This is a genomic window from Sinomonas sp. P47F7 (genome assembly GCF_049332655.1).
Classification (GTDB): Bacteria; Actinomycetota; Actinomycetes; order Actinomycetales; family Micrococcaceae; genus Sinomonas.
On record NZ_CP186327.1, the window covers coordinates 1,549,311 to 1,562,570 of the forward strand.

Below are 13,260 nucleotides of genomic sequence, written 5' to 3' on the forward strand. Positions count from 1 at the left end.
AACGCGGACCCCGCGTGGCACGTCCACACGGTGCCGCGCCGTTGGAGCACGCCAAACAGGGCGTCACGTGCTGCACATCACCCGGGTGAGTGGCGCACGCAGTGGTGGGGCGCGGCATCGTCAGGGCACAATGGGTGTCCGTGACGATGAACCCCGATTTCAGCGTTCCCCACATCGCGATCCTCGGCGGCGGCCCCGGCGGCTACGAGGCGGCGTCCGTCGCGGCGTCCCTCGGAGCGCGCGTGACCGTTGTCGAGCGCTCGGGCCTGGGCGGCTCGGCCGTCCTGACGGACGTGGTCCCGTCGAAGACGCTCATCGCGTCCTCGGACCTCATGACCCGCGTCGAGGAGGCCGCCGCGCTCGGCATCCACCTTGGCCACACGGACGGCGGGCCCATCAAGCACGCAGACCTGCGTGCCATCAACGAGCGCCTCATGGGCCTCGCGCGGCAGCAGTCGCAGGATATCCGCGCGGGGCTCGAGCAGCTCGGCGTGCGGATCGTCGACGGCATGGGCCGGCTCGTCGCCCCGCACACGATCGAGGCGACGACGGACTCCGGTGCCGAGCTCATCGACGCGGACGCCGTGATCCTCGCGGTCGGAGCCCACCCGCGCGAGCTCCCGACCGCGCGCTACGACGGCGAGCGGATCCTCAACTGGACGCAGCTCTACGAGCTCGACGAGATCCCGGAGCACCTCATCGTGGTGGGCTCGGGCGTCACGGGCGCCGAGTTCGCGTCCGCGTACAACGGCCTCGGGGCCAAGGTCACGCTCGTGTCCTCGCGCGATCGCGTCCTGCCCGGCTCGGACGAGGATGGTGCGGAGCTCCTCGAGAAGGTCTTCGCGCGCCGCGGCGTCAACGTCCTCTCCCGCTCGCGCGCGGCCGCCGTCGAACGCACGGGCGACGGCGTCGCCGTCGTCCTCGGCGACGGCACCAAGGTGACGGGCTCGCACTGCCTCGTGTGCGTCGGCTCGATCCCGAACACGGAGGGGATCGGCCTCGAGGAGGCCGGCATCGCGCTCTCGGAGAGCGGGCACATCAAGGTCGACGGCGTCTCCCGCACCACGGCGATCAACGTCTACGCCGCGGGCGACTGCACGGGCGTCCTCGCCCTTGCCTCCGTTGCCGCCATGCAGGGACGCATCGCGGTCGCGCACTTCCTCGGCGACCGCGTCCTGCCGCTCAACCTCAACCACGTCGCCTCGAACATCTTCACGTCGCCGGAGATCGCGTCGGTGGGCGTCTCGGAGGCGGACGTCGCGAGCGGCAAGGTCGCGGGCGACATCGTGACGCTGCGGCTCAAGAGCAACGCGCGCGCCAAGATGCGCAACACGACGGACGGCTTCGTCAAGATCATCGCGCGCAAGGGCACGGGCACGGTGATCGGCGCCGTCGTCATGGGCTCGAACGCCTCCGAGCTCATCTTCGGCCTCGCCATCGCTGTGGAGCAGAACCTGCACGTCGACGACGTCGCCGCGACGTACGCCGTCTACCCGTCGCTCTCCGGCTCGATCTCGGAGGCCGCGCGGCGTCTGCACGTCCACATGTAGCGCTTTCGGGCGTAGGTTGGGGTGCGTGAACTGGGAGATTGACGAAGACGCCCTCATCGCCTGGCGGCGAGACATCCACGCCCACCCCGAGCTGGGCTTCCACGAGACGAGGACGTCCGGCCTCGTCGCGGAGCTGCTTGAGGGCTTCGGGATCGAAGTGGCCCGGCCCACGCCCACGGGCGTCGTCGGGACGCTCCGCGGCTCGCGGCCCGGCCGTTCCGTGGCCCTGCGGGCCGATATGGACGCGCTTCCCGTGCTCGAGGAGACGGGCGAACCCTTCGCCTCGCAGACGCCCGGCCTCATGCACGCGTGCGGCCACGACGCGCACACGGCCATGCTCCTCGCCGCGGCGAAGACGCTTGCGGGGCTCCGCGACGAGCTCGCTGGGACGGTTACGTTCCTCTTCCAGCATGCCGAGGAGCAGCCGCCGGGCGGCGCCGCCGAGCTCGTCGCCGCGGGTGCGCTCGACGGCGCCGACGGCGTGTTCGGGCTTCACGTCATGAACCAGAAGGCGGGGACGGTCACCATCACGCGCGGGGCCGCCTCGACCGCGTACGACGGCGGGCAGCTCACCATCCAGGGCCGCGGCTCGCATGGCTCGATGCCGCAGCACGGCATCGACCCCGTGGTCGTGGGCTCCGAGATCGTGCTCGCGCTGCAGACGGTCGTCTCGCGATCCATCGCGCCGGATCACTTCGCGGTCGTCACGGTCGGGAGCTTCAACTCGGGGGAGGCGCCCAACGTCATTCCCGACACGGCCAAGCTGGCGTTGTCCGTGCGGACGACCGACCCCGCCGACCGCGAGACCGTGCGGCGGCGGGTGCGCGAGGTCATCGCGGGGGTGTGCGCCGTGCACGGTGCCACGTACACGCTCGACTGGGAGCCCGGCTACGAGGCCATCCAGAACGACGACGGCGCCGCCGAACTCGCGTTCGCAGCCGCGGCGACGGCGCTCGGCGAGGACCGAGTCGCGTGGGGCCCGGCCACGAGCGGCAGCGAGGACTTCTCCGCGTACGCGGCCCGCGTGCCCGGATGCTTCCTGTTCTTCGGCGGCGGCGACGAGTCGGAGGGCTTCCCGTTCCAGAACCACCACCCGAAGTTCAACGTCACGGAGTCCGCGCTGGCCGCCGGCGCCCGGCTCGAGGTGCAGATCGCGCTCGACTTCCTCGCCGCGGAGTGAGGGTTTTCGGCCCTTGAGGGGCCCCGGAGGGCGGCGCATCATGACGCCATGGAACGCAAGCACCATACGGTCGGGGAGGCAGCGGCAGCCTTGGGCTACCGTCACGACCGCATGCTTGAACGAGTTCGCGGCCTCACAGGCTCGCTCCTCGCCGCCGCCGAGGCGGGCGATCGGAACACCGCTCACGATGAGCAGGCCAATCTCGTCTCGTGGTGCGAGGACGAGCTCATTCCGCACATGCTCGCCGAGGAGGGTCCGCTCTACGCCGGCGCACACGCCACGGGAGAGGCCGGCCTGCTCGTCGAGGCACTGCTTCAAGAGCATCAGGCTCTCGTGGGGCTCGTGGACGAACTTCGCGGTGCCAGCGGCGTGAAGGCCGCTGCGGTGGGCTTCATGATCGCGAGGCTCTTCGCTCTGCACATCGGGCAGGAGGAGCGGCTCCTGCTGCCGTTCATCGCGGCGAGCCCGGGCCTGAGCCTGGCCGAGGCGGTCGGCTCGCTCGACGACGTCGTGGAGGGGTAGCTCTGCGCTGTCCGGCGGGGCCGGGCGGCTTTCCGGTCCGCTTCTTGGCCCGCCTGGGGGTGTCCCGCCGTGGCACTCCGCTCTGGGACCGATTGGGGCGAATCAACCGGACAGGAGCGTCGACCACCAAGGCCGCAAAGTCCCGGGCCCGGCCGGGCTGGAACAACTGGGGGAAGGTTCCAGCCCGGCCCAGCTGCTGGGACAGAGCAAAGCCGGGCTGGGGGACAGTCCGTCCCGGCTTCCAACTAGGTAATCGCCGGAGCCGGAGGAAAGGTTACGCGAATCCGCTTTTTCGGGGCCGATTTTTTTTCGGGCCGATCGGCGGGGCCGGCGGGGCCCCGAGGGACCGCCCGATCAGGCCCCGACGGCCGCGAAATGCTGCTCGATGAGCTCGCGGATTCCGTCCTTGCACCCGCCGCAGCCGGTCCCGGCGCGGGTCCCCTTCGAGACCTGCTCGACCGTCGAGCAACCGCCCACGATCGCCTCCTCCACGGTTCCGCGACTCACGCCAGCGCAGCGGCACAGCGTCGACTCCGGTCCGGCGGCCGAGCCGGGCACGCCGAGCGAGCTCTCGGGGCCGTCGAGGCGCAGGATCACGGAGCGGTCGGCGGGGAGTTCCGCGCCGCTTCCGAACAGGAGCGTGAGCTCGGCCGCCGCGCGCGGCATCCCGAGCGCGATGAAGCCCTCGAGCACGCCGTCGCGCGTGCACATCTTCACGTAGCGTCCGTGGGCCGGGTCCGCCCACAGCGAGACCTCGAGCGGCGCGCGGCCCGCCGCGTGGTCGGCGTCCCATGCCACCGTGTCCCACGGGTCGGCCTGCGCCTCGCCCGCGAGTGCGAGGTTCACGCCGCGCGCCTTGAGCAGGATGACGCCGGGCCGCTCCTCCGGCAGCGGAGCGGGCACGGCCTCGCCGAGGAGCCGCGCGCGGAAGGACGCCGCGAGCCAGTCGGCCTGCCGCCAGCCCGGCGCGATGAGGCCGCTCGGCCCCGAGGCTTGCGCGCACGGGGCGCACGAGGGGTCCGGGCACCGCAGCTCGGCGCAGTCGCCGATCGCGAAGACGTGCTCGGTGTGCACCGCGGCGAGCCGGTGGTCCACGAGGATGCCGCGATCGACCGCAAGCCCGGCCCCCTCGGCGAGCTCGCGCCGTGGGCGCGCGCCGCACGCAATGACCAGGAGGTCGCCGTCGATCGCGGAGCCGTCATCGAGCACGAGCGCCCGGAAGGCGCCGTCGTCGCCCGTCTCGATGCCGGTGGCCCGCGCATTGGGCGCGAGGCGCAGGCCCTGCCGCCGCAGCGCGGCGGAGAGCGTCCCGCCGCCCGCGCGGTCGATCTGCCGCCCGAGCGGCTTGTCGCCGTGGTGCACGACCGTGACGGTCGCGCCCTCCTCGGACGCCGCGAGCGCGGCCTCGAGGCCCAGGACGCCGCCGCCCAGAACCACGATCCGCTTGCGTCCGCGCACGGCTTCGCCGAGTCGCTCGGCGTCCGCGAGGTCCCGCAGCGTCGTGACGCCCTCGGGGAGCACGGGGTGGACCGGATCGGGGTTGAGCCCCGTGAGGTTCGGCACGGCGGCGCGGGCACCGGTCGCGAGGACCAGTCGGTCGTAGGGGAGCGCGGTCCCGTCCGAGAGGTGCAGCCTCCGCCGGCTCCGGTCGATCCGGGCGGCGCGCGCCCCGAGCAGAACGCGCACGCCGTCGACCGCCAGTTCGTCCGCGTCTGAGAGCTGCATCGCCGCGAGCGTGGTCCGCCCCACGCCGAGATCGGCGACGAGCACGCGGTTGTACGCAGCTTGCTCCTCCTCGCCGATCACGGTCACGTCCGCGACGCCCGCGAGCGCGGCCGGGCGCAGCTCGTCGACGAAGCGCGCCGCGACGGGGCCGAAGCCGACGACGACGATGCGCTCCGGGGTGCCGGGCTGCGACTGGGACGGGACAGCGCCGAAGGTCACGGGCGCTCCTCTCGTGGGGCGGCGTGGACGAGGCCGGGGTCGGCCGGCGGGAAGCCCGTCGGTTCGACGAGGACGCGGGTGGTCTTGAACTCGGGCATGCCCGAGATCGGGTCCGTGCGGGACTCCGTGACCTGGTTCGCGGCCGCGAGCCCCGGGAAGTGGAACGGCAGGAACACGGTGTCGGGGCGGATGTCGAGCGTGAGCTCGACCCGGCACAGCACCTCGGCGTTCGCCGCAGGAGCGGATTCGGCGGCTGCCGCGATGGAAGAAACGGCCGACGGCGTGTGGCCGCCGGCGCGGGTGATCCGCACCCATGAGCCGTCGGCGATCCGCAGGCGCGCGGCCGGGGCGGGGTGAAGCTGGAGCCGCGGCTCCGGTTGGGCCGTGTTGAGGGCCTCGACGCGGCGGGTCTGCGCGCCCGACTGGTAGTGCTCGAGCAGGCGACCGGTCGCGAGGTGGAATTCTTCGAGCGCGGGCCGCGCGTGCGTCCACGAGGGGGTTGCGGCGCGCACCGCGACGAGGCGAGCCCGCCCGTCGTCGTGCGCGAAGCGGTCGCGGAACAGCCGCGGGGTGCCGGCTGTGCCCGCGGGGTACGGCCAGTAGGCCTCGGCGCCGCTATCGAGGAGCTTGTACGAGATCCCCGAGTAGTCCGCGAGCCCGCCGGCGGACGCGGCGCGGAGCTCCTCGAAGACCACCTCGGGCTCTGTCGGGAAGGACGACGGCGCGTCGAGCAGCTCCGCGAGGCGGTTCATGATCCACAGCTCGGACCGCGCGCCCGCGGGCGCCTCGACAGCGCGGCGGCGCCGCAGCACGCGGCCCTCGAGGTTCGTCATGGTGCCTTCCTCCTCGGCCCACTGCAGGACCGGGAGCACGACGTCCGCCTCGCGCGCCGTCTCGGAGAGGAAGAAGTCGCAGACGGCCAGGAAGTCGAGTCGCTGCAGCCCCTCACGGACGGCAGACACGTCCGGCGCGGAGACCACGACGTTGGCGCCGTGCACGAGGAGGGCGCGCACGCCGCCGTCCGTTCCGAGGGTGCGCAGGAGTTCGACGGCGGGGAGTCCCGGCCCGGGGATGCTCGCCTCCGGAACGCCCCAGACCCGGGCGACGTGCGCGCGGGCCTCGGGGTCGGTGATCTTGCGGTAGCCGGGGAGCTGGTCGGCCTTCTGCCCGTGCTCGCGCCCGCCTTGGCCGTTGCCCTGGCCGGTGAGCGTCCCGTAGCCGCCGAGCGGCGAGCCGGGGAGGCCGAGGAGCAGCGCGAGGTTGATCGCGGCCGTGACGGTGTCGGTGCCGTCCGCGTGCTGCTCGACGCCGCGGCCCGTCAGGATGTAGCACGAGCCCGTGCGCGCGGACTTCGCGAGCCGGTGCGCGGTCTCGCGCACGAGGTTGGCGGGGATACCCGTGGTCGCCTGGACCCGCTCGGGCCACCACGGAGCCACGGAGCGGATCACGGACTCGAGGCCCTCGGTGCGGGCCGCGAGGTAGCCCGAGTTCAGGAGGCCGTCGTTGATGACCACGTGGGCGAGGCCGAGGAGCAGCACGAGGTCCGTGTGCGGGGCGGGCGCGAGGTGAGTGCCGGCGCCGTCGTCCGTGAGTTTGGCCGTCGCGGAGTGACGCGGGTCGACCACGATGAGCCCGCCCGCCTCGCGCGCACCCGCGAGGTGCTGCACGAACGGCGGCATGGTCTCGGCGACGTTCGAACCGAGCAGGAGGATGGTGTCCGCTGCGTCGAGGTCGGTGAGGGGGAATGGCAGGCCCCGGTCGATCCCGAAGGCCCGGTTTCCGGCGGCCGCGGCCGAGGACATGCAGAACCGGCCGTTGTAGTCGATGCGCGAAGTGCCGAGCGCGACCCGGGCGAACTTGCCGAGGAGGTACGCCTTCTCATTCGTGAGCCCGCCGCCGCCGAAGATCCCGACGGCGTCCGGCCCGTGGGCCGCCTGGGCCCGGCGGATCTCGCTCGCGACCCGCCCGAGCGCCTCGTCCCAGCTCGCCTCGCGGAGCACGCCCCGGGCGTCGCGCACGAGCGGTTCCATGACGCGCTCGGGGTGCCTGAGGAGCTCCGCGGCGGTCCAGCCCTTGCGGCACAGGCCGCCCCGGTTGGTGGGGAACTCGCGGCCGGACACCTCGGGCGCGGCCTCGTTCTGGGCCGGCGTCAGGTTCATCCCGCACTGCAGGGCGCAGTAGGGGCAGTGGGTCGCTACTGGTTGGGCGGGCGGCTGAGGAACCGCCGGGCCGGGCATGTCAGGCTCCCGTTCGGGCCACGGCGCTCCCGCGGCGGAGGTAGCAGGCCCAGGAGACCACGAGCATGAGCACGTACGCGGCGACGAATCCGTAGAACGCCGGGACGTAGGATCCCGTCGCGGTGCTCGATGCGCCGAGCAGCTGCGGGATGGCGAAGCCGCCGTACGCGCCGATGGCCGAGATGAGCCCGAGCGCCGCGGAGGAGAGCCGCGCCGTGTGCGACGGCGCCGCGCCGGCCTGGGCGGCCCGGCTCGCCCGGGCGAAGATCACCGGGATCATGCGATAGGTCGAGCCGTTGCCGATGCCGCTCGCGGCGAACAGCGCGAGGAACAGGACGAGGAAGAGCCAGAAGTTCTTGAGGGGGAGCGTCGCGATGAGGGCGAGAGTCACGACCGCCATCGTCGCGAAGGAGGCGACCGTGATGCGCGCGCCGCCGAAGCGATCCGCGAGCTTGCCGCCGTACGGGCGGGAGAGCGAGCCGACGAGCGGGCCGAGGAACGCGAGGGAGAGCGCGGCCGGGCCGAGCGCGAACGTCGAGTACGCGGGGAAGATGTCGTGGATGAGCTTCGGGAACACGCCGCCGAAGCCGATGAAGGAGCCGAACGTGCCGATGTAGAGGAACGCGACGATCCACAGGTGCGGCTCCTTGAGCGCCGCGAGCGAGCCTGCGACGTCGCCCTTCGCGTTCGAGAGGTTGTTCATGCGCCGCCAGGCCGCGAACGCGGCGATGAGGATGAACGGAACCCACATGAGGCCCGCCATGGCGAGGGTGCCGCCGCGGGGGCCCGTCACGACGACGGCCGTGAGGCTCACCACAATCGGCACGGCGAGCTGCGAGATTGCAGCGCCTAGGTTGCCGCCCGCGGCGTTGAGGCCGAGCGCCCAGCCCTTCTCCTTAGCCGGGTAGAAGAACGTGATGTTCGCCATCGAGCTCGCGAAGTTGCCGCCGCCGAAGCCCGCGAGGCCTGCAACAGCGAGCATGACCCAGAACGGCGTACTGGGGTTCGCGACGCACGCCGCGAGGCCGATCGTGGGGATGAGGAGCAGGAGCGCGGAGACGATCGTCCAGTTCCGGCCGCCGAAGCGGGAGACCATGAACGTGTAGGGGATGCGGAGCGTCGCGCCGACGAGGCTCGGCATCGAGATGAGCCAGAATGTCTGTGACGTGTCGAACTTGAAGCCGGCCGCCGGAAGCTGGACGACGACGATCGACCAAAGCTGCCACACGACGAAGCCGAGGAACTCGGCGAAGATCGACCACACGAGGTTCCGCCGAGCGATCGCGCGCCCCTCGCGCTCCCACTGGGTGGCGTCTTCCGGGTTCCAGTGCTCGATCCAGCGACCCGCGCGGAAGTCGAGGCTCAGATGGGAGGCGGGGGCCGCCGTCGTTCGCTCTGCCGCCGGTGCCGCGGAGGCGGTGATCTGGGGGTCGGTGCTCATGGGCCCTCCTTGAACGTGGGAACTTGTCTAGTTCCACGCTAAGAACGGCGCGTTTCCGGAAGCGTCGCGGGGTGTAAACAGGCCGTGACATCGACCTCTCTTCTCACGGCGGTTTTGGGTGAGTCGTGAGGTGAGGTCCGGTATGTGGACCGAATGTCCGGTCAGTGGACGCTGTTCGTAGGATGGCCACGCACGATCCCAGGACCCATGTCAACGGTGGGTCCAGCATGCGAAAGGCACCAGAACCCATGGCCACACGAGCCGTCGCCGAGGAATCGGCGGCAGAGCCGCAGAAAACCGATTCGCAGAAGGGCGCGAACACCCGTGGGCGCGTGATCTTCTCGAGTCTCATCGGCACCACAATCGAGTTCTTCGACTTCTACGCGTACGCGACGGCGTCCGTCCTCGTCTTCCCGAAGCTGTTCTTCCCGGGCGCGACCGACATCAACGCGATCCTCTCCTCTTTCGCGATCTTCGGCGTCGCGTTCTTCGCGCGGCCCATTGGCTCGATCGTGTTCGGCCACTTCGGGGACAAGCTCGGGCGAAAGGGCACGCTCGTCGCCTCCCTGCTCACCATGGGCCTCGCGACGTTCCTCATCGGCGTCCTGCCCCCGGCGTCGACGCCGGGCTGGGTGGTGCTCGCGCCGCTCCTGCTCGTGGTCCTGCGCTTCCTTCAGGGACTGGCCTTGGGCGGCGAATGGTCCGGCGCCGCGCTCCTCGCGACGGAGAACGCGCCCGCCGGCAAGCGCGCGGTCTGGGGCACGTTCCCCCAGCTCGGCGCGCCGATCGGTTTCATCATCGCGAACACGATGTACGTCGTGATGAACGGATTCCTCACTGCGAAGCAGTTTGAGGACTTCGGGTGGCGCATCCCCTTCCTGTTCAGCATCGTGATGGTGGCGATCGGCCTCTACGTGCGGCTCAAGCTCGTCGAGAGCGCGTCCTTCCAGAAGGTCCTCGAGGAGGACAAGGTGGCCCGCGTCCCGCTGGCCGCGACATTCAAGCACCACTGGCGCGCCGTCATCGCGGGCACGTTCATCATGCTCGCCACGTATGTGCTGTTCTACCTGACCACGAGCTTCACGCTCACGTACGGAACGGCCCCCGCGAAGGCCGAGGTGGCGCGCGCCGCGGCGGAGAAGGCCGGGAAGACGTTCGACGCGGCGTCCTTCGTGCCCGGGCTCGGGATCGACAGGGGCCTCTTCCTGTGGATGCTCATCATCGGCGTCGTGTTCTTCGGGATCTTCACCGTGGTCTCGGGCCCGCTCGCGGAGCGGTACGGCCGCAGGAAGTTCCTCCTGGGGGTCACGGCGGGCATCCTCGTGTTCGGCCTCACGTGGGGCCTCATGTTCGGCCCCGGCACGGGCGCGGCGATGGTGGGGCTGATCGTCGGGTTCACGCTCATGGGCGCGACGTTCGGCCCCATGGCCGCGATCCTGCCTGAGCTCTTCCCCGCGAACGTCCGGTACACGGGTTCGGCGATCGCGTACAACCTCTCGTCCGTGATCGGCGCGGCCCCGGCCTCGTTCGTCGCGATCGCCCTGTGGCAGGCCGGGAAGGGGAGCACCGTCCTCGTCGGCGTCTACCTCGCAGTCGCCGCGGTGCTCACGCTCGTCGCGCTGCTTCTGACGCGCGAGACCCGCGACCGGGACTTCGAGGACAACATCGCGGCGTGAGCTGACCCCGCAAACGGAGGGACGGGACCCCGCAACCGATTGGTTGTGGGGTCCCGTCCCTCGTGTTGTGGGGTCCCGTCCCTCGTGTTGTGGGGTCCCGTCCCTCGTGTTGTGGGGTCTCAGTCCTCGATCGTCGCGATGACCGAACCGGCTGAAACCGTCTGCCCCGCCTCGGCCGTGAGGCCGTGGATCGTGCCCGAGCGGTGCGCCGTGAGCGGCTGCTCCATCTTCATCGCCTCGAGGACGACGACGAGATCGCCCTCCGCGACCTGGTCACCGTTCTCGACGGCGACCTTGACGATCGTGCCCTGCATGGGCGCCGTCAGCGCGTCGCCGCTCGCCGCCGTCGCGGCACCGCCGCCGCGCTGCGAGCGGGCCTTCTTGGCCTTGGGCTTCCCGGCACGCGCGATGCCCCCGAGCCCCGCGGGGATCGTCACCTCGAGCCGCTTGCCGCCCACCTCGACGACGACGCTCTGCCGCTCGCCCGCGTCGTCCGCGCCCGCGCCGGGGACGCCCGACCACGCCGGAATCTCGTTCTCGAACTCGGTCTCGATCCAACGCGTGTGCACGCGGAACGGGCCGGACGCGGGCGCGAACGCCCGGTCGCGCACCACAGCGGCGTGGAACGGAACGACCGTGGGCATGCCCGTGATCACAAGCTCGTCGAGGGCACGGCGCGAGCGCTCGAGCGCCTGCTCGCGGCTCGAGCCGGTCACGATGAGCTTCGCGAGCATCGAGTCGAAGTTGCCGCTGATGACCTCTCCGGCCTCGATGCCCGAATCCACGCGGATGCCGGGGCCGGTCGGGTACTTGAGCGTCTCGACCGTGCCGGGCGCAGGCATGAAGTTGCGGCCCGGGTCCTCGCCGTTGATACGGAATTCGAAGGAGTGGCCGCGGATCTCGGGATCGTCGTAGCCGAGCTCCTCGCCGCGCGCGAGGCGGAACTGCTCGCGCACGAGGTCCAGACCCGTGACCTCCTCGGAGACGCAGTGCTCGACCTGAAGGCGCGTGTTGACCTCGAGGAAGCTGATGGTCCCGTCCTGGCCCACGAGGAACTCGCACGTGCCGGCGCCGAGGTACCCGGCCTCCTTGAGGATCGCCTTCGAGGACTCGTAGAGGCGCTTGGTCTGCTCGTCGGTCAGGAACGGCGCGGGGGCCTCCTCGACGAGCTTCTGGTTGCGGCGTTGGAGCGAGCAGTCGCGCGTCGAGACCACCACGACGTGGCCGTGCGAATCGGCGAGGCACTGCGTCTCCACGTGGCGCGGGGAGTCGAGGAAACGCTCGATGAAGCACTCGCCGCGGCCGAACGCGGCCGTCGCCTCGCGCACCGCCGACTCGTAGAGCTCCGGGATCTCCTCAAGCGTGCGGGCCACCTTGATGCCGCGCCCGCCGCCACCGTACGCGGCCTTGATCGCGAGCGGGAGGCCATACTCCCGCGCGAACTCAAGGACCTCGGCGGCGGAGCCGACCGGGTCCTTCGTCCCAGGCACGAGGGGCGCGCCGACCTTCTCCGCGATGTGGCGTGCGCAGACCTTGTCGCCGAGGGCAGCAATCGCCTCGGGCGAGGGTCCGATCCACGTGAGGCCGGCGTCGATCACGCGGCGGGCGAACTCGGCGTTCTCGGAGAGGAAGCCGTAGCCGGGGTGGATGGCGTCAGCGCCGGAGTGGCGCGCCGCATCGAGGATCTTGTCCATCACGAGGTACGACTCGGCAGCGGTCGTGCCGCCGAGCGCGAAGGCCTCGTCGGCGAGGCGCACGTGCAGCGCGTCCCGATCGGGATCCGCGTAGACGGCGACCGAGGCCAGCCCCTCGTCGCGGGCCGCTCGGATGACGCGAACGGCGATCTCACCGCGGTTCGCGATGAGGACCTTCGTGATGGGCTTGCTTGCGGCGTTGAGGGACAAGGCTACTCCGTTCTGTACTGTCCGTGAGCCTAGCGCCCCTTTGGTGGATTCGCCCATATTGATGGCGGATCCGGCGGGGGAGCGGCCGATCCTTTGTCGGGGTCCTACAAATGAGGCACGACGGCGGCGGCCCAGAAGTCAGTGAGCCGCACCTTGGCGCGGGAGAGGAGCGCACGCAGCGTCGAGACCGAGAGGCCCACGACGGCGTGCGGGTCGCCGTCCACGCGGGCCAGGAACGCGCCCCCGAGCCCGTCGATCGTGAAGGAACCCGCGCAGTGGAGCGGTTCGCCGGTCGCGACATACGCGTCGATCTCGTCGTCGGACATTTCAGTGAACTCGACGCCTGCGGAGCAGAGCTCGCCCTCGCTCGAGACGACGCCGTCGCGGCAGTCCACGAGCCAGTGCCCCGTGTGGAGCACCCCCGCGCGGCCGCTCATGGCACGCAGCCGCTCGACCGCGACGTCCGCCGTGTACGGCTTGCCGAGCGCCGCGCCGTCGAACTCGAAGACCGAGTCGCAGCCGAGGACCAATGCGCCGTCCGCCTCGGCCAGCGACGCGACGGCCTCGGCCTTCGCGCGGGCGAGCAGGAGGGCCATCTCGGCGGGGCCTGCCTCGGGGTGCTGGGCGACGATCGCGTCCTCGTCCACGGCGGAGACGACGATCTGGTGGGGGATCCCGGCCTCCGCAAGCAGTTTCGTGCGTGCGGGGGACTTCGAGGCGAGGACGAGGGCGGGTGGGGAGGGAGAGGGGGCCGCGACCATGCGTCCAGCCTAGTGGCCGTTCCTTCCTGCCCACATCATGCCTCG

9 protein-coding genes are annotated in these 13,260 nt (G+C 71.3%); 4 read left to right on the plus strand and 5 right to left on the minus strand.

The window, feature by feature from the left end; translation table 11 throughout:
* Window positions 1–140 precede the first annotated feature (140 nt).
* From ACOKR1_RS07330 to ACOKR1_RS07340, 3 genes are read left to right on the plus strand one after another with little or no spacing between them, the layout of a single operon-like run.
* A complete protein-coding gene (locus tag ACOKR1_RS07330; RefSeq protein ID WP_422936037.1) occupies window positions 141–1,550 on the plus strand; it encodes an NAD(P)H-quinone dehydrogenase in 1,410 nt (469 codons plus the stop codon).
* A 25-nt stretch (window positions 1,551–1,575) separates the two neighbouring features.
* Window positions 1,576–2,730 carry a M20 metallopeptidase family protein gene (locus ACOKR1_RS07335; protein WP_422936038.1) on the plus strand — a complete coding sequence of 385 codons (1,155 nt, stop codon included), beginning with the start codon at window positions 1,576–1,578 and terminating at the stop codon, window positions 2,728–2,730.
* A gap of 48 nt (window positions 2,731–2,778) precedes the next feature.
* The gene (locus ACOKR1_RS07340; protein WP_422936039.1) at window positions 2,779–3,252 is read left to right on the plus strand and encodes a hemerythrin domain-containing protein; all 474 of its coding nucleotides are present in this window, start codon (window positions 2,779–2,781) and stop codon (window positions 3,250–3,252) included.
* 354 nt (window positions 3,253–3,606) lie between these two features.
* On the opposite strand, the gene ACOKR1_RS07345 is transcribed toward ACOKR1_RS07340, so the two are convergent.
* From ACOKR1_RS07345 to ACOKR1_RS07355, 3 genes are all read right to left on the minus strand, one after another.
* Window positions 3,607–5,196: an FAD-dependent oxidoreductase gene (locus ACOKR1_RS07345; protein WP_422936040.1), complete on the minus strand. Its 1,590-nt coding sequence runs from the start codon at window positions 5,194–5,196 to the stop codon at window positions 3,607–3,609.
* The gene (locus tag ACOKR1_RS07350; RefSeq protein WP_422936041.1) at window positions 5,193–7,355 is read right to left on the minus strand and encodes a molybdopterin oxidoreductase family protein; all 2,163 of its coding nucleotides are present in this window, start codon (window positions 7,353–7,355) and stop codon (window positions 5,193–5,195) included. The genes ACOKR1_RS07345 and ACOKR1_RS07350 overlap by 4 nt, the downstream gene beginning before the upstream one ends.
* A 79-nt stretch (window positions 7,356–7,434) precedes the next feature.
* Window positions 7,435–8,874, minus strand: a complete 1,440-nt coding sequence (locus ACOKR1_RS07355; protein ID WP_422936042.1) for an MFS transporter — start codon at window positions 8,872–8,874, stop codon at window positions 7,435–7,437.
* Window positions 8,875–9,122: 248 nt separating this feature from the next.
* Between ACOKR1_RS07355 and ACOKR1_RS07360 the strand changes: the two genes are divergently transcribed.
* Entirely contained in the window at window positions 9,123–10,550 is a 1,428-nt protein-coding gene (locus ACOKR1_RS07360; protein WP_422936043.1) for an MFS transporter, read from the plus strand.
* Between the two features lie 119 nt (window positions 10,551–10,669).
* Here ACOKR1_RS07360 and ACOKR1_RS07365 read toward each other — a convergent pair whose 3' ends face one another.
* Complete coding sequence (locus ACOKR1_RS07365) at window positions 10,670–12,511, minus strand: acetyl/propionyl/methylcrotonyl-CoA carboxylase subunit alpha (protein WP_422936044.1); 1,842 nt, start codon at window positions 12,509–12,511, stop codon at window positions 10,670–10,672.
* A gap of 47 nt (window positions 12,512–12,558) precedes the next feature.
* Window positions 12,559–13,215 (minus strand): Maf family protein, encoded by a 657-nt coding sequence (locus ACOKR1_RS07370; RefSeq protein ID WP_422936045.1) that lies wholly within the window; start codon window positions 13,213–13,215, stop codon window positions 12,559–12,561.
* Window positions 13,216–13,260: the final 45 nt, after the last annotated feature.

What these genes read in the sequence shown, in the direction of transcription:
- ACOKR1_RS07350 (WP_422936041.1), bottom strand. Translation starts at nt 7,355, where the DNA reads ATGAACCTGACGCCGGCCCAGAACGAGGCCGCGCCCGAGGTGTCCGGC.
- ACOKR1_RS07355 (WP_422936042.1), bottom strand. Translation starts at nt 8,874, where the DNA reads ATGAGCACCGACCCCCAGATCACCGCCTCCGCGGCACCGGCGGCAGAG.
- ACOKR1_RS07370 (WP_422936045.1), bottom strand. Translation starts at nt 13,215, where the DNA reads ATGGTCGCGGCCCCCTCTCCCTCCCCACCCGCCCTCGTCCTCGCCTCG.
- ACOKR1_RS07360 (WP_422936043.1), top strand. Translation starts at nt 9,123, where the DNA reads ATGGCCACACGAGCCGTCGCCGAGGAATCGGCGGCAGAGCCGCAGAAA.
- ACOKR1_RS07340 (WP_422936039.1), top strand. Translation starts at nt 2,779, where the DNA reads ATGGAACGCAAGCACCATACGGTCGGGGAGGCAGCGGCAGCCTTGGGC.
- ACOKR1_RS07365 (WP_422936044.1), bottom strand. Translation starts at nt 12,511, where the DNA reads ATGGGCGAATCCACCAAAGGGGCGCTAGGCTCACGGACAGTACAGAAC.